General features: G+C 65.1%; 14 protein-coding genes. 7 read left to right on the top strand and 7 right to left on the bottom strand.

What is annotated here, in order from left to right:
• Nucleotides 1-4: 4 nt before the first annotated feature.
• The 6 genes from CUJ91_RS13685 (at nucleotide 5) to CUJ91_RS13660 (ending at nucleotide 4,685) form a co-directional block, all read left to right on the top strand.
• Entirely contained in the window at nucleotides 5-490 is a 486-nt protein-coding gene (locus tag CUJ91_RS13685; RefSeq protein WP_114156735.1) for a hotdog family protein, read from the top strand.
• Nucleotides 487-1,212: a 3-ketoacyl-ACP reductase FabG2 gene (locus CUJ91_RS13680; protein WP_006050206.1), complete on the top strand. Its 726-nt coding sequence runs from the start codon at nucleotides 487-489 to the stop codon at nucleotides 1,210-1,212. Before CUJ91_RS13685 ends, CUJ91_RS13680 begins: the two co-directional genes overlap by 4 nt.
• A complete protein-coding gene (locus tag CUJ91_RS13675) occupies nucleotides 1,212-2,438 on the top strand; it encodes a beta-ketoacyl-ACP synthase (RefSeq protein WP_114156381.1) in 1,227 nt (408 codons plus the stop codon). The genes CUJ91_RS13680 and CUJ91_RS13675 overlap by 1 nt, the downstream gene beginning before the upstream one ends.
• Nucleotides 2,435-3,688: a beta-ketoacyl-[acyl-carrier-protein] synthase family protein gene (locus CUJ91_RS13670; RefSeq protein ID WP_114156380.1), complete on the top strand. Its 1,254-nt coding sequence runs from the start codon at nucleotides 2,435-2,437 to the stop codon at nucleotides 3,686-3,688. The genes CUJ91_RS13675 and CUJ91_RS13670 overlap by 4 nt, the downstream gene beginning before the upstream one ends.
• 55 nt (nucleotides 3,689-3,743) lie before the next feature.
• Nucleotides 3,744-4,169 (top strand): hypothetical protein, encoded by a 426-nt coding sequence (locus tag CUJ91_RS13665; RefSeq protein WP_044021313.1) that lies wholly within the window; start codon nucleotides 3,744-3,746, stop codon nucleotides 4,167-4,169.
• 72 nt (nucleotides 4,170-4,241) lie between these two features.
• The gene (locus tag CUJ91_RS13660) at nucleotides 4,242-4,685 is read left to right on the top strand and encodes an excinuclease ABC subunit A (RefSeq protein WP_029967946.1); all 444 of its coding nucleotides are present in this window, start codon (nucleotides 4,242-4,244) and stop codon (nucleotides 4,683-4,685) included.
• Between the two features lie 43 nt (nucleotides 4,686-4,728).
• Here CUJ91_RS13660 and CUJ91_RS13655 read toward each other — a convergent pair whose 3' ends face one another.
• Nucleotides 4,729-5,457: a class I SAM-dependent methyltransferase gene (locus CUJ91_RS13655; RefSeq protein ID WP_114156379.1), complete on the bottom strand. Its 729-nt coding sequence runs from the start codon at nucleotides 5,455-5,457 to the stop codon at nucleotides 4,729-4,731.
• A gap of 120 nt (nucleotides 5,458-5,577) precedes the next feature.
• On the opposite strand from CUJ91_RS13655, the gene CUJ91_RS13650 reads away from it, so the two are divergent.
• Complete coding sequence (locus tag CUJ91_RS13650) at nucleotides 5,578-6,810, top strand: NAD(P)/FAD-dependent oxidoreductase (RefSeq protein WP_114156734.1); 1,233 nt, start codon at nucleotides 5,578-5,580, stop codon at nucleotides 6,808-6,810.
• Between the two features lie 36 nt (nucleotides 6,811-6,846).
• On the opposite strand, the gene guaD is transcribed toward CUJ91_RS13650, so the two are convergent.
• From guaD to CUJ91_RS13615, 6 genes are all read right to left on the bottom strand, one after another.
• On the bottom strand, nucleotides 6,847-8,214 hold the full coding sequence (guaD, locus tag CUJ91_RS13645) for a guanine deaminase (RefSeq protein WP_114156378.1): 1,368 nt from the start codon (nucleotides 8,212-8,214) through the stop codon (nucleotides 6,847-6,849).
• A 102-nt stretch (nucleotides 8,215-8,316) separates the two neighbouring features.
• Nucleotides 8,317-9,363, bottom strand: coding sequence for an adenosine deaminase (locus CUJ91_RS13640; RefSeq protein WP_006050214.1), 1,047 nt, complete (start codon nucleotides 9,361-9,363; stop codon nucleotides 8,317-8,319).
• A gap of 48 nt (nucleotides 9,364-9,411) precedes the next feature.
• Nucleotides 9,412-10,428 carry a xanthine dehydrogenase accessory protein XdhC gene (gene xdhC / locus CUJ91_RS13635; RefSeq protein ID WP_053858611.1) on the bottom strand — a complete coding sequence of 339 codons (1,017 nt, stop codon included), beginning with the start codon at nucleotides 10,426-10,428 and terminating at the stop codon, nucleotides 9,412-9,414.
• Between the two features lie 144 nt (nucleotides 10,429-10,572).
• Nucleotides 10,573-13,032 carry a xanthine dehydrogenase molybdopterin binding subunit gene (xdhB, locus tag CUJ91_RS13630; RefSeq protein ID WP_114156377.1) on the bottom strand — a complete coding sequence of 820 codons (2,460 nt, stop codon included), beginning with the start codon at nucleotides 13,030-13,032 and terminating at the stop codon, nucleotides 10,573-10,575.
• Complete coding sequence (xdhA, locus tag CUJ91_RS13625) at nucleotides 13,032-14,576, bottom strand: xanthine dehydrogenase small subunit (protein WP_208716130.1); 1,545 nt, start codon at nucleotides 14,574-14,576, stop codon at nucleotides 13,032-13,034. Before xdhA ends, xdhB begins: the two co-directional genes overlap by 1 nt.
• 507 nt (nucleotides 14,577-15,083) lie before the next feature.
• Nucleotides 15,084-15,593: a disulfide bond formation protein B gene (locus CUJ91_RS13615; RefSeq protein ID WP_006050218.1), complete on the bottom strand. Its 510-nt coding sequence runs from the start codon at nucleotides 15,591-15,593 to the stop codon at nucleotides 15,084-15,086.
• Nucleotides 15,594-15,729 lie beyond the last annotated feature (136 nt).

The raw sequence follows: 15,729 nt of genomic DNA, 5'->3' as shown, positions 1-15,729 counted from the left end.
CGCGATGAACGACACGCGAACTATCGACGAACTGCTGCAGCAACCGATCGAAGCGATCATCCCGCATCGCGGCACCATGCTGCTGATCAACGGCGTGGACGCGTTCAGCGAAGAGACGCTGACCGCGCGCGCGACCGTTCACGCCGACGCATGGTACGCCGACGCGCAAGGCGCGATGCCCGCGTGGATCGGCATCGAACTGATGGCGCAGACCATTGCCGCGCATGTCGCGCTGCTGGCCATGCGCGGCGGCGGCCGTGCGCGGCCCGGCGTGCTGCTCGGTTCACGCAGCTACAAGGCGTTGCAGCCGAGCTTCGCAGGCGGCGCACAACTGCTGGTTCACGCAACGGAACTGCTGCGCAGCGAGGAAGGCCACGGTGCGTACGAATGCACGATTCAAGACGGCGACGTGTGCTGCGCCGAAGCCGTGATCAAGGTGTTTCAGCCAGCCGATTTTCAGTCATTCATTGAGGGGAGTTTCAGTTCATGAGCCGGCGTGTTCTCGTTACCGGCGCAAGCCGCGGCATTGGCCGCGCGATTGCGTACCAGTTGGCCGCCGACGGCTTCGCGGTGTCCGTGCATTGCCGGACCGGACGCACCGAGGCCGAAGCGGTCGCGACGGGCATCGCCGCGCAGGGCGGCACCGCGCGCGTGCTGCAGTTCGACGTGCGCGAGCGCGCGGTATGCCGCGAAGTGCTCGAAGCCGATGTCGCGGCGCATGGCCCGTACTACGGCATCGTATGCAGCGCCGGCGTGACGCGCGACGCCGCGTTTCCCGCGCTCAGCGACGAAGACTGGGACATCGTGATCGAAACCGGCCTCGACTCGTTCTACAACGTCGTGCATCCGTTGACGATGCCGATGGTCCGCGCGCGCAAGGGCGGTCGCATCGTGACGATCGCGTCGGTGTCGGGCGTGATGGGCAATCGCGGCCAGGTGAACTACAGCGCGGCGAAGGCGGGTCTGATCGGCGCGACCAAGGCGCTCGCGGTCGAACTGGCGACGCGCAACATCACTGTCAATTGCGTGGCGCCCGGTCTGATCGAAACCGGCATGCTCGAAGAGATGCAGCTCGAACACGCGCTGAAGACGGTGCCGATGAACCGCGTCGGGCAGCCTGCGGAAGTCGCGTCGGTGGTCAGCTTCCTGATGTCGGATGCGGCCTCGTATGTCACGCGCCAGGTGATCGGCGTCAACGGCGGGATGATCTGATGAAGCGAGTCGTCATTACCGGCATGGGCGGCGTCACCGCGCTCGGCGATAGTTGGGACGCCATCGAAGCGCGCCTGGAAAGCGGCGTGAATGCCGTGCGGCGCATGCCCGAGTGGGACTACTTCGAATCGCTGCATACGCGGCTCGCGTGTCCGTTGCCGGGCTTCGTCGCGCCCGCGCATTATCCGCGCAAGAAAACGCGTTCGATGGGCCCTGTGTCGCTGTATTCGGTGCGCGCAAGCGAACTCGCGCTCGCCGATGCGGGCCTCGCCGACGACGCCAGCATCAAGGACGGCCGCATGGGCGTCGCCTACGGTTCGTCGTCGGGTTCGGTGCAGCCGATCCGCGCGTTCGGCACGATGCTTGAAACCGGCTCGATGGGCGACGTCACATCGAACAGCTACGTGCAGATGATGCCGCACACCACGGCCGTCAACGTGAGCCTGTTCTGGGACCTCAAGGGGCGCATCATTCCGACTTCATGCGCGTGCGCGTCGGGCAGCCAGGCGATCGGCTACGCATATGAAGCGATTCAGACGGGCAAGCAGACGCTGATGCTCGCAGGCGGCGCCGAAGAATTGTCGGGGCCCGCCGTCGCCGTGTTCGACACCTTGTACGCAACGAGCACGCGCAACGACGAGCCGCATCTCACGCCGCGTCCGTTCGATGCCGCACGCGACGGCCTCGTGGTCGGCGAAGGCGCGGCCACGCTCGTGCTGGAGGAATACGAACACGCGGTGGCGCGCGGCGCGCGGATTCACGCCGAGATTGTCGGCTTCGGCTGCAATTCGGACGGCGCACACATGACGCAGCCGACCGCCGAAACGATGGCGCTCGCAATGCAGCTCGCGCTGAACGACGCGCAGCTTCCGCCCGACGCAATCGGGTATGTGAACGCGCACGGCACGTCGACGGATCGCGGCGATATCGCCGAAAGCCACGCGACTGCGCAGACCTTCGGCGAGCGCATGCCGATCAGTTCGCTCAAGAGCTATGTCGGGCATACGCTCGGCGCGTGCGGCGCGCTCGAGGCGTGGTGGACCATCGAGATGATGAAGCGCAACTGGTACGCGCCCACGCTGAACCTGAACAATGTCGATCCGGCTTGCGCGCCGCTCGACTACATCGTTGGCACGGGCCGCGAGATCGACGCCGAACTCGTGATGAGCAACAACTTCGCGTTCGGCGGCATCAATACGTCGCTGATCTTCAGGCGCGTTCGATGAGCGTGAAGCTGCAACGCGTCGTGGTCACGGGCATGGGCATCGTGTCGTGCCTCGGCAATACGCTCGACGAAGTGTCGGCCGCGTTGCGTGCGGGCACGTCGCGCATCGAGCGGATCGACGCATGGCGCGAGCGTGGTTTCGGCTCGCAGGTCGCGGGCGTTGCATCGGTCGATAGCGAGCCGCCGTTCGAGCGCAAGCTCGAGCGCTTCATGGGGGATACCGCGCGTTTCGCGTGTCACGCCGCGAAGAAAGCGATTCACGATGCCGGCGTAGACGCCGCGATGTTGCGCTCGCCGCACGCGGGCACGGTGATCGGCTCGGGCGTCGGCACCATGTCGAGTTACGACGCGGCGATGGCCGTTGCGAACACGCGCGGCGTCGAGAAAGTGCCGCCGTATACGGTGCCGCATGCAATGAGCAGCACCGCGTCGGCGAATGTCGCACAGGTGTTCGGGCTCGAAGGCGTCAGCTATTCGCCGTCGTCGGCGTGCACGACGTCCGCGCTCGCGATCGGCCAGGCGATGCAACTGATCCAGACCGGCCGCCAGCAGATCGTGCTCGCAGGCGGCAGCGAGTCGTTGCACGACAACATGACGCTGATGTTCGACGCGATGGGCGCGCTGTCGCGCCGCTTCAACGACACGCCGCAGCGTGCATCGCGTCCTTACGACGGCGAGCGCGACGGCTTCGTGATCGCGTCGGGCGGCGGCGTGCTCGTGCTGGAGGCGCTGGATCACGCGTTGGCGCGCGGCGCACGCATCTACGCGGAGCTAACGGGATTCGGCGATTGCACCGACGCCGGCATGGTCACGCCGCGCGCGGCGGGCATCGCGAGGGCGATGCGCGGCGCGCTGAACGAAGCGGGCAAGGCACCGGACTACATCAACACGCACGCGCCATCTACGCCGCTTGGCGACGTCGAGGAACTGCGCGCGTTGACGCAAGTGTTCGGCGCGGCTTCGGAGCGCGGCATACCCGCGTTTTCATCGACGAAGGGCATGACCGGGCATCCGCTTGGCGCTTGCGGCGCGCACGAGGCGATCTACACGCTGCTGATGATGCGCGACGGTTTCATCGCGGGGACAACGGGGATCGAAAGCGCGGGGATTGAAAGCGCGGAGCCGGCAATCGACGGCATGCCGCTCGTGCGCGAGACGCGCGACGCGCGCATCGATACGGCGATGTCGGTCTCGTTCGGATTTGGCGGCAGTTGCGCGAGCTTGATGTTCGAGGCGTGGCGGGGCGGCTGAAACGGCCGCGATTTTAAAAACGAGGGTAATAAGAATGACAAAAGCAACGAAGAGAATGGTGAAAGCAGCACTCATGCTGGGCACATTGACGATGGCAGCCGCAGCGCTGACGGGCTGCGCGACGCAAGTCAAATCGCTGCCGCTCGCGGCTGCGGGCGGCGAATCGCGCGGCGCCGTGCCGGTGTATTTCGGCGAGCAGAATCATCCGGCGGTGAAGCGCGACCTCGGCGACGTTTCGTACTCGGTGCGCATCGCGCGCAAGGTCGCCGATGCCGACGACGCATGCCGCGACGCGCTTACCGAAGCCATCGGCAAGCTGCGCGCGGCGGCACGCGAACGCAGCGCGAATGCGGTGATCGACATCAAGACGCGCTTTCACAGCAGCGAGAGCAATTCGTCGCGCGAGTTCACCTGCGGCGTGAGTCAGAGCGCCGCGGCGATTGCAGTGAGCGGCAGGCTCGTCGTGCTCGAGGCGAACTAAGGCCAGCGCGCTCGTGAGGCAATAGTAGATACGTCAATCGTAAAACTGATAACAACCAGCAAAGGAGTATCAATGAAACGCCATCTGATGTCTGTCACACTCGCCGCTTCGTTCGCCATGCTGAGCGCTGCACCCGCCTTCGCACGCGACACGGTGGAAAACTATCCGATCGAACCGGCGTTGCACAGCGAGCCGGGCAAGGTCAGCGACGACATCGCATTGTATTTCGCGGGCCAGCGGCATCCGGCCGTCGCGAAGAAGATCGGCGAGTTCGCCACCAACAAGAAGACCAACGCGTTCGGCAAGAGCGATACCGACGCGTGCCAGCATGTGTTCCTGTCGGCGGTGATCGAGTTGCAGGACCGCGCGCGCAAGGAAGGCGGCAACGCGGTCATCAACATCAAGAGCAACTACAAGAACGAAGTGCGCGAGAGCGCAACCGAGTTCACCTGCGGCGCGGGCGCCGTGATTGCCGGCGTCGCGCTGAAGGGCGATGTCGTCACGCTGCGTAAATAAGCAGGCTAAGTAAGCCAAATAAGCGGGCTGCGGAGCACCTGATTCAATCGGCCTTGACCGCCGCGACATTGACGAGCGTCTCGCGACGCTTGCCGGGTTGCGGGCGGTAAAGGCCGAGCCGTTCCAGCAGACCGAAGTCTTTGGCGCGGCTCCACCAGAGGTAGGGCAGCGAGAGGTTGCGTTCGGTAAAGCTGAAGCCGCCGCGACGGATCATGTCGAGATAGCCATCCGCGCTTTTTTGCACCTGCATAGGATGGCGAAACAATAGCCGGATCACCCACGATCTGATGTACGCGTCGGTGGATTCGGCGAACAGCAGTACGCCGCCGGGCTTCAGCACGCGGCGGAACTCGGCGAGCGCGCGGTCCTGCTCGACGAGATGATGGAAAGTCTGATGGCAGAACACGATGTCGGCGCTTGCATCGGGCAGCGGCAATTCGGCGCAGTCGCCGTGCAGCAGCTCGATGTCGGCGACTTTATCGCGGCAGGCTTGAGCCGCATTCGCGGCGAGCGCGAGAGACGGCTCGTGATAGTCGATGCCGACAATGCGGCGCGGCTTGAACGCATCCGCAAGCAGACGAAACGAAATGCCTTGTCCGCAGCCCACGTCGACGATGACGGGCGCCGCGGGCAACGGTGTGTCGATCAGACGCTTGAGGTCGTTGATCGCGACACGCAGCACGTGGTGTTCCCACGTATGCGTGCGCAGGAACCAGATTCCGAATGCGGTTTCCGGCACGAAGGGCACGGTGGATGGATGAGACGGCGGCACGCTGGGCTCCCCGGAAAAACGGTTCTTTCTGTTAGAGATGCAATGTAACAAGGCGTAAGGATGCAGCGTAATGCTGCGTCGAGCAAGCAAACGATTGAGGCAAACTTGAGTACACATGTCATGAAGCATACGGCGGCCGATGTCGTCATCATCGGCGCGGGGCCGGCCGGGGCAGTTGCCGCGGCGTTGCTGCGCAAGGCGGGCCGCTCGGTGCTCGTGCTGGAGCGTCAGCACTTCCCGCGCTTTTCGATTGGAGAGAGCCTGTTGCCGCAAAGCATGGCTTATCTCGAGGAAGCAGGGATGCTGCAAGCGGTGGTCGAGGCGGGATTCCAGTACAAGAACGGCGCACAGTTCGTGTATCGCGACCGGTCGTCGTCGTTCGATTTCCGCGACAAGCATTCGGTGGGATGGGGCACGACGTATCAGGTCGAGCGCGCGGCGTTCGACGACATCCTGATTCGCTGCGCGGCCGCGCAGGGCGCCGACGTGCGCTTCGGCCACACGGTGCAGGCGGTTCATACGGACAGCGTTGCGCCGCGCGTCGACGTGACCGACGAGGCCGGTCATGCGTATCAGATCGAAGCGCGCTTCGTGTTCGACGCCAGCGGCTTTGGCCGCGTGCTGCCGCGTCTACTCAATCTCGAAGCGCCCACGCGCATGCCGACGCGCGCGGCGCTGTTCTCGCATGTGTACGACGGTCTGCCGGCCGGCGCGCATGATCGCAACAAGATCTGCGTGGCCACGCACCCCGAGCGTCGCGACGTGTGGTTCTGGATGATTCCGCTCGCGGGCGGACGGTCGTCGGTGGGCTGCGTCGCGGAGTCGAGTTTTCTCGATGTGCCGGAAAACGAACGCGAGGCGATGCTGCGCGCGCTGATTCAGAAGGAGCCGACGTTCAACCGGCTGATCGGCGATGCGCCGTTCCTGATGCCGGTGCGTCACATCGGCGGCTACTCGGCGAATGTCGAGCGCTTGCACGGCCCCGGCTATGCGCTGCTCGGCAACGCGGGCGAGTTTCTCGATCCGGTGTTTTCATCCGGCGTGACGATCGCGCTGCGCTCGGCACATCTCGCGGTGCAGACCTTGAACCGTCAACTGGACGGCGAGCAGGTCGACTGGTCCGCGCAATACGATGTGCCTTTGCGCAAGGGCATCGACACGTTCCGCGCGTTTGTCGAGCGCTGGTATACGGGCGAATTGCAGGACATCATTTTCTATCCGGACCAGACGCCGTCGATTCGCCGCATGATCAGCTCGGTGCTCGCAGGCTACGCATGGGACGAATCGAACCCGTATGTCGCCGATCCGGTGCGCAGGCTCAACGCGTTGCACGAGGTGTGCACGCAGCGTTGATTGGGCGTTAGCTTTTACTGTAGCTGTCGCGCTTCGTCAGGCCACAACCGGTGCCATGTGCGCCACGCGAGGCGCATGCTCGCGCGCATCGTCGCGGCGATGCACGCGCTTGCCCGCCGCATACGTCTCATAGACAGCGCGGTCGTCGCCGAGCAGCGCGAACGCGAACAGCAACTCTTCGAGCGATTCGGTGCGCGCCGTGCGGCGCGCAAGCAGCGGCGTCGCTTGCGGATCGAGCACGACGAAGTCCGCTTCGGACTTCGGCTTCAACGTGCCGACTTTATCCGCGAGATCGAGCGCTTGTGCGGCGCCCGCGGTCGCGAGATAAAACATCCGCGTGGCCGTCAGATGATGTCCGGTCAAGCGTGCAACCTTGTGCGCTTCGTTCATCGTTTGGAGCATGGAAAACGACGTGCCGCCGCCGACGTCCGTTGCGAGCGCAACGGGCATGCCGGCTTCGTCGGCCTTGTCGAAATCGAATAGACCGCTGCCGAGAAAGAGGTTCGACGTCGGGCAATGCGACGCGACCGTGCCGGTTTGCGCCATGCGTTTGCGGTCTTCCGCGTCGAAGTGAATGCAATGGCCGTACACCGCGCGGCGGCGCAGCAGACCGTAGTGATCGTAGATGTCCAGATAGCTGCGGTGGCCCGGAAAGAGGCTATTGACCCACTTCACTTCATCCAGATTTTCCGCGACGTGGCTCTGCACGAACACATCCGCATGTTCGCGCGCGAGCACGCCGCACGCTTCGAGTTGCGCTTCCGTCGAAGTCGGCGCGAAACGCGGCGTGAGCGCATACATCTGGCGCCCGCGATTGTGCCAGCGGCCGATCAGTTCGGCGCTGTCGTCGTAACCGGATTGCGCGGTGTCGCGCAGAAACTCCGGACAGTTGCGATCCATCAGCACCTTGCCCGCGACCATGCGCAGATTGCGCGCCTCGCTTTCGGCGAACAACGCGTCGGCGGATTGCTTATGCACCGTGCAATACACGAGCGCGGTCGTCGTGCCGCAAGCCAGCAGTTCCTCGAGGAAGAAGGCCGCGGTGTCGCGTGCGTAGGCTTCGTCGGTGAAACGGCGCTCGGTCGGAAACGTGTACGTGTCGAGCCACGGCAACAAACCCGACGCGGGCGACGCGATCATGTCGGTCTGCGGATAGTGAATGTGCGTGTCGATGAAGCCCGGCACGATGAGTTTGTCGCGCATGTCCTGCACGGACGCGCCCGGCGCGAGTTGCGACGCGAGCGCGGCATACGCGCCCGCCGCGACGACATGGCCGTCTTCGACGATCAGCAGGCCGTCCTCATGGAAGACCGCCGCATCGGGCGAGCGCGACGGATCGCCGTTAAAGGTCAGCAATTGCGCGCGAAATGCCGATTGCGCCGGCGCCTGTGCAGAATGAGTCATGGGAAAACCGTCTCCGAAATGAAAAGCTAAGCAGCGTGTGCGGCGCTTGATTGACGCCGCGCGCGCTGCGATACATCGGCCTTTATCGGCTTTTTAGTGCCTTTAATGCGGGCCGTTTTGATTCCAGTACGCGTCGAGCTTCGCGATCAGTTCGGCGCGTTCGTCGGGCGTCACGAACGACGCCTCGAAGCCGTTGCGGATAATCGTGTAGACGTGGCTGTCGTCGAGCTTCAACGCGTCGATGGTGGCCGCGTAGTTCGCGTTCACGTAGCCGCCGAAATACGCGGGATCGTCCGAATTCACCGTGACCGCAACGCCGCGATCGAGCAAATCCTTCAGCGTATGTTTGGTGAGATCGTCGAACACGCAGAGCTTGAGATTCGACAGCGGACACACCGTCAACGCGACGCGTGTGTCGGCAAGACGCGCGACGAGCGCCGGGTCTTCGATGCTGCGCACGCCGTGATCGACACGGTCGACCTTGAGCACGTCGAGCGCTTCATAGATGTACGACGGCGGTCCTTCCTCGCCCGCATGCGCGACGAGCTTGAGCCCAAGTTCACGCGCCTTCGCGAACACACGCTCGAACTTCGACGGCGGATGGCCGCGCTCCGACGAATCGAGTCCCACGCCGATCAGGCGATGCTTGTACTGTTCGAACAAAGGCCGCGCCTCTTCGAACGTGGCGAGCGCGTCTTCCTCGGATAGATGCCGCAGGAAGCACAGAATCAGCTTGCTCGTCATGCCGCGCTGTTGCGCGTCGGCGAGCGCGCGTTCGATGCCGGCCACGACCGTCGCGATCGGCACGCCGCGCTCGGTATGCGTCTGCGGATCGAAAAAGATCTCGCTGTGAATCACGTTGTCGGCGAGGCAGCGCTCGACGTACGCCATCGTCATGTCGTAAAAGTCCTGCTCGTGCAGCAGCACGCTCGCGCCGGCGTAATAGATGTCGAGGAACGATTGCAGGTCGGTGAACGCATACGCCGCGCGCAGCGCTTCGATCGAGTCGTACGCGAGCTTCACGCCGTTGCGCTTCGCGAGCGCGAAAATCAGTTCGGGTTCGAGCGAGCCTTCAATGTGGATATGCAACTCGGCCTTCGGCGCGAGCAGGGTTTTTTCAACGAGAGTGGCAGGGCTTGTTCTATTCATGGTCGGTCAGAATGTGTGTGTGTTGTTGCTCGCCGTCGGTCGAAACAGTCAAACCGTTTGCGCCGTGCGATGCAGGCTCGCGTTGGCTTCAACGGCTTGAAGCAACTGCGCGGCCGCGGAAATCGCAATGATTTCCGGCGATTTGTCGACGATGCCGTCCACCCCGAGCGGGCACTTCATCCGCGCAATCCATGCGGGATCGATGCCGCGCGCGGCGAGCCGGTGCTCGAACTGCTTGCGCTTGCTATGCGAGCCGATCATGCCGAAAAACGCGAAGTCGCGGCGCCGCAGAATGCGCTCGGCCAGTTCGAGATCGCGCGTATGGTTGTGCGTCATCACGATGAAGTACGTATTCGGCGCGGCCTCGTCGACGGCTTCGTCGGGCGCGTCGTTCGCGTCGATCTTCACGTTGTGCGCGTGCAGCGATTCGACGGGCGGAAACTGCGCGTCGCGTTCGTCGACCCAGCGCACCGTGCAAGGCAGCGTGGCCAGCACGCGAACCAGCGCGGCGCCCACGTGGCCCGCGCCGAACAGCACGACCGGGAAGTCGCCTGGCGCGATGGTTTCGGTGAGCAGCGCGCCGCTGTCGTCGAAACCGGCGCCGTCCCACAGCAGGCAGTCGGCGGCATCCACGCCCGGCTCGGGATCGGACAGCATCACCGCGTCCGGCGCGGGGCCGAATGATACGCTACGCACGGTCGATTGACCGGCTGCGAGGCGCTTCGCAATCGACGTGATCCAGCCGAGGTCGCCCACGTCGAGCCGCTCGAATGCGAGCACTACCGCGCCGCCGCAGCATTGACCGAGGCTCGGGCCGAGCGCGAAACGCTCGAGCCGGCGCATATGCGGCGAGCGCATGCCGTCGCGCAACACCTGGCGCGCGGTCTCGATCGCTTTCCATTCGAGGTGGCCGCCGCCGATCGTATGCTTTGCCGAGTCGCGCGTGACGATCATCTTCGTGCCGGCTTCGCGCGGCGCCGAACCTTCGACGCGCGCGACCGTCACCAGCACGGCCGCGTCGCCGTGTGCGAGCAGATGTTGCAGGTCAGGTAGCCAGGCTTGCATCCGGCGATTCTCCGTGGAGTGCCGCGCGCGGTGTCCGCGCGGCCGGTTGAGCGTGGCGCGATGCGTTGGGGTCGCGTCGGGCTGTGGCGTTGTTCATTGCGTTACTCATTGTTTTGTTCAGTGCTTTGTTGAGTGCGGTTCGGCTCAAGCCGTGGTGTCCGTGATCGTCGCATGATTCGCAGTGCGTTGCGCCGATGCGGGCTCGTTCGCTTCGTCGACACTCAACGCACTCAACGCATCCAGCGCATCGAGAATCGCTTCGGGCGTGGCCGGCGCACGCAATGACGGCGCGCATCGCGCGTTCGGCACAGCGGCCGCAATGGCATCGCGGATCGCGAGAAACACCGAGAACGGCAGCAACAGCGGCGGCTCGCCGACCGCCTTCGAGCGGAACACCGTCGGCTCCGCGTTCTGATTGTCGTAGAGCCGCACATTGAATGCGGCGGGCGTGTCGCTCACCGCGGGAATCTTGTAGGTGGACGGCGCGTGCGTCATCAGTCGGCCGTCGCGATTCCACCAGAGTTCCTCGGTGGTGAGCCAGCCCATGCCCTGAATGAAGCCGCCTTCGATCTGGCCGAGATCGATCGCCGGATTGATCGACTGACCGGCGTCGTGCAGCACGTCGGCGCGCAGCAGTTTCCATTCGCCGGTCAATGTATCGATCGCGACTTCGGACACGGCCGCGCCGTACGCGAAGTAATAAAACGGATGACCGGTGAGCGTCTTCGCATCCCAATGCACTTTCGGCGTCGCGTAGAAACCGTCCGACCACAACTGCACGCGCGCGAGATATGCGGCGCCGACCAGTTGCTCGAAGGGCATCGCGCCGCCGTTGACCGACACCTCGCCGCTCGCGAACCGCACGTCGTCGGCATGACCGCCTAACTGCTTCGCCGCGAGTTCCGCGAGCCTCGCGCGGATCGTGCGCGCCGCGGCTTCGGCGGCTTTGCCGTTCAGATCGCTGCCGGTGGAAGCCGCGGTCGCCGATGTGTTCGCGATCTTCGACGTATCCGTTGCGCTCACACGCACGCGCGAGAGCGGCAAGCCGAATTCGCCGGCGACGACTTGCGCGACCTTCGTGTTGAGCCCCTGGCCCATCTCGGTGCCGCCATGATTGACGAGCACCGAGCCATCCTTGTAGACATGCACGAGCGCGCCTGCCTGATTCAGAAACGGCACGTTGAACGATATGCCGAACTTGACCGGCGAGAACGCGAGGCCGCGCTTGAGCACCGGACTCGTCGCGTTGAACGCGGCGATCGCTTCGCGGCGCGCGCGATAGTCGCTCGAGTCGAGTAGCTCGTCGGTCAAAGGCGCGAGGATGTTGTCTTCGACGCGCTGTCCGTAGGGCGTCGTATCGCGTTCGCCGATGCCGTAGTAGTTGGCCGCGCGCACGTCGAGCGGATCGCGGTTCAATTGACGCGCGATGCTGTCGAGCATCACCTCCATCACTAGCGCGCCTTGCGGTCCGCCAAAGCCGCGAAACGCGGTGTTCGACTGCGTGTTGGTCTTGCAGCAGAGCGCGACGATGTCGACATCGGACAGGTAGTACGCGTTGTCGAAGTGACAGACGGCCCGTGTCGCGACGGCGCCTGACAGGTCCGCGGAATAGCCCGCGCGCAACGCGATTTCCACGCGTGCGCCGAGAATGCGGCCGCTGTCGTCGAAGCCCGCTTCGTATTCGTAGATTGCGTCGTGACGCTTGCCGGTGATCATGAAGTCGTCGTCGCGATCGGCGCGCAGCTTCACCGGACGGCGCAGCAGCTTCGCCGCGAGCGCGGCCACGCACGCGAACAGCGCCGACTGCGATTCCTTGCCGCCGAAGCCGCCACCCATGCGCCGGCATTCGCACACCACGTTGTGCGCGGGCCAGCCGAGCATATGCGCGACGACCTGCTGCATTTCGCTCGGATGCTGCGTCGAACTGTAGACGAGCATGCCGTCCATCTCTTTCGGCACCGCATACGCGACCTGGCCTTCCAGATAAAACTGTTCCTGGCCGCCGACTTCGAACGTGCCGCTGATCCTGTGCGGCGCGGCCGCGATCTTTGCATCGGGATCGCCGCGCTTCAGATGCAGCGGCGGCAGCACGAACTGCTTCGCGGCCTTCGCGTCAGCCGGCGTGAGGATCGCTTCGAGCGGTTCATAGCGGATCACGTCATCGCTTTTCGCAAGCGCGGCCGCGCGGCGCGCGAGTTCGTGGCTTTCCGCGATCACGGCGAACACCGGCTGGCCGAGATACAGCACTTCATTCACGGCGAGAATCGGATCGTCGTGCAGCACCGGGCCGCAATTGTTTTCACCGGGGATGTCGTCGGCGCTCAGCACGGCGATCACGCCGGGCGCTGTTCTGACCGCGTCGAGATCCATCGACACGATGCGCGCATGCGCGTGGCGCGAGAGGCCGAGCGCCGCGTGCAAGGTGCCGTGCAGTTCGACGATGTCGTCGGTATACGTCGCTTCGCCGCTTACGTGCAGCGCGGCCGATTCATGCGGCAGCGCGACGCCGATTGCGGCTTCGCTTTCGCGCGCGGCGGCCTCGCGTTCAGCCGGATGCGCTCCGGCGTCCGCGGCGCGTTCGACAAAAGCATCGGTGCGGTTCATCACGACGGCTCCTTCGCAATCGCGTCCGGCGTGCCGGCTTCGAACGCGAACACATTGACGTCGAAGAGCGCGAGCGGCGCGTCGTCGCGCGTTTCCAGATAGCAGCGCCACAGCAGATTGCGCGCGACCTTCAACCGATACGCGCTCGACGCGCGCATGTCGGTGAGCGGCTGGTAGTCGGCGGCGAGCGCGTTCATGGCCTGCCGCGCGGCGGCTTCGTCCCACGTCGCGCCGGTTAGCGCGCCCTCGGTTTGCGCGGCGCGCTTAGGCGTGGCCGCCATGCCGCCGAATGCGACGCGCGCCTCGCGGATCGTGCCGCTATCGTCGATATGCAGCGCGAATGCCGCGCACACCGCGGAGATGTCCTGATCGTAGCGCTTCGACACTTTGTACGTGCGAAAGCGCAGCGTGCCGCCAGGCCGCGGCACGCGCAGCGCGGCGACGAATTCGCCCGCGGCGAGCGCCGTCTTCTGATAGCCGAGATAGAACGCGTCGAGCGGCAGCGTGCGCGTTTTCGCGCCGTGACGCAGCACGACTTCGGCGCCGAGCGTGAGCAGCGCGGGCATCGAATCGCCGATCGGCGAGCCGTTCGCGACGTTGCCGCCGAGCGTGCCGGCGTTGCGGATCGGCAGCGACGCGAAGCGCGTCCACAGTTCGGCGAGTTCGGGGTAGTCGGCGGCGAGGGCCGCGTACGCGTCTTCGAGCGTGACGGCGGCGCCGATGGTCAGCGTTTGCGCGTCGTGCTCGACCGTCTTCAGTTCGCGCACGTTGCCGATATACAGGATGTCGCCGAGATCGCGGAACTGCTTCGTGACCCACAGGCCGACATCGGTGCTGCCCGCGACGAGCCGCGCTTCCGGATGCTCGGCGCGAAGCTGCGCGAACGCGTCGAGTGCGACGGGCGCGTAAAACGCCGGCGAGCCGAACGCAGCGCCACGTGAATCGGCGGCGCGGTATTCGAAGGTGTCGTTGCGTTGCAGTTCGCGCAGTGCTGTTTCAATTGCCTCGCGGTCGAGCGTCGTACGCGGATATTGCGCGTAGTCGAACATTTTCTGCGCGGCGTCGACGATCGGCCGGTAGCCCGTGCAGCGGCAGAGGTTGCCGGACAGCGCGGTGTTGATTTCGTCGCGCGTCGGCAGGCCGGCCGCGGCCGGCTGGTTTTCGTACAGCGCCCACATCGACATGACGAAGCCGGGCGTGCAGAAGCCGCACTGCGAACCGTGGCAGTCGACCATCGCCTGTTGTACGGGATGCAGCGTGCCATTGGCGGCGCGCAGGTCTTCGACGGTGAAGAGCGCCTTGCCGTCGAGCGTCGGCAGAAACTGGATGCAGGCGTTGACCGCTTTCAGCGCGAGCGCGCCGCGCGCGTCGAGTTCGCCGATGACCACGGTGCAGGCGCCGCAGTCGCCTTCAGCGCAGCCTTCCTTGGTGCCGGTGCAATGCAGGTCTTCGCGCAGATGCTGGAGCACCGTGCGCGAGGCGGGCACGCCCGCGACCTCTTGGACGGACCCCTGGCGATAAAAGCGGATGGTTTGCGTTGTCATGGCGAATCCAGAAGACAGTGCGGACCGGGCGCGCGTTACGCATGGGGTCGCGCCAAAGCCGGCCTCGCGCACGTAGATCGCCATCCAGAACCGAAGATAGCACTCCCGCGCCCCAAAAATATTTCCGATGCCGCATGAAGCTTATGCGGAACAAGCAATGAGATAAGTCCGATTTGTGTCGGATTCGTGAGGGGCGGGGAAGTTGCGGTGGGGCCGCGGTGTTGCCCGCCAGGCGGTGGGCGGCGCTGCGGTGGCTGTGGCGCTCGCGGTGCGTGTGCCCGGCTTCGAAAGCGCCGGTGTTTTCGCACTTGCTGACGGCGGCGCCGCGGTTCTGGCGGTGGCGGCACGCGACGCGGTGGGGAGCGGCGGTGGGCCGTGCCGGACGGCGCGCTACGGCGGCGTCGCCGCTCGGTAGGGCAGTGTGCGGTGCGGTAGCACTAGCGGGCTGCCTGGGCGAGGCCGGAGTCCAGCGGAAGCCCCAACCCCGCCCCAACCCGCGAATCCCGCCTACGCGATCCGTCGACGATTGCGTACCAGACTCAGCGCCAGCGGCACAAACGCCAGCACAAAGCCGACGAGCGCCCACATCGGCAGCGTGAGCCCGAGGATAGGCGGATAAGCGGTTTCGCACAGCCCCGCGACCTTGAACACGCCCGGCAGCCAGTGCGCGGGCGGCAGGCTGTCGACGATCGGCTGGAGCGCGTCGAAGCCGCAGCTAAAGCCCGGATTCGCCTGCACATACACGTGGCGGACGGCGGTCACGATGCCGGCCAGCGCCGACAGCGCAGCCATGACTTCCAGCAGACGCACGCCGCGCCAACTGTTAAAACGCGCGCCGAGGAACGCGAAGATCGCGATCAGCAGGAAGAAATACCGCTGGATGATGCACAGCGGGCACGGGTCCTCGTGCTTGAAGTACTGCAGATACAAGGCGCCGGCCACGAGGCCGACGCAGATCAGGCCTAGCAGGACCAGCAGGGAGCGCTCGCGGCGCAGCATCGCGTTGTCGTTGTTCATGGATCGTGTGGCTGTGTGCGTGTGTTGTGCGGCTGTTGTGGGCTGTCAGGCGGTCGTTATGGTCGTCTGTCAGCGAAAAGGGCAGGTGCCCGCGATTCTAGCGCGAACCCCCGCCCCCACGGCGCCACGCACTCAG

It is taken from the genome of Paraburkholderia graminis (assembly GCF_003330785.1).
Classification (GTDB): Bacteria; Pseudomonadota; Gammaproteobacteria; order Burkholderiales; family Burkholderiaceae; genus Paraburkholderia; species Paraburkholderia graminis.
The sequence above is the reverse complement of the archived record's forward strand: the minus strand, read 5'-3'. Positions and strand labels throughout refer to the sequence as shown.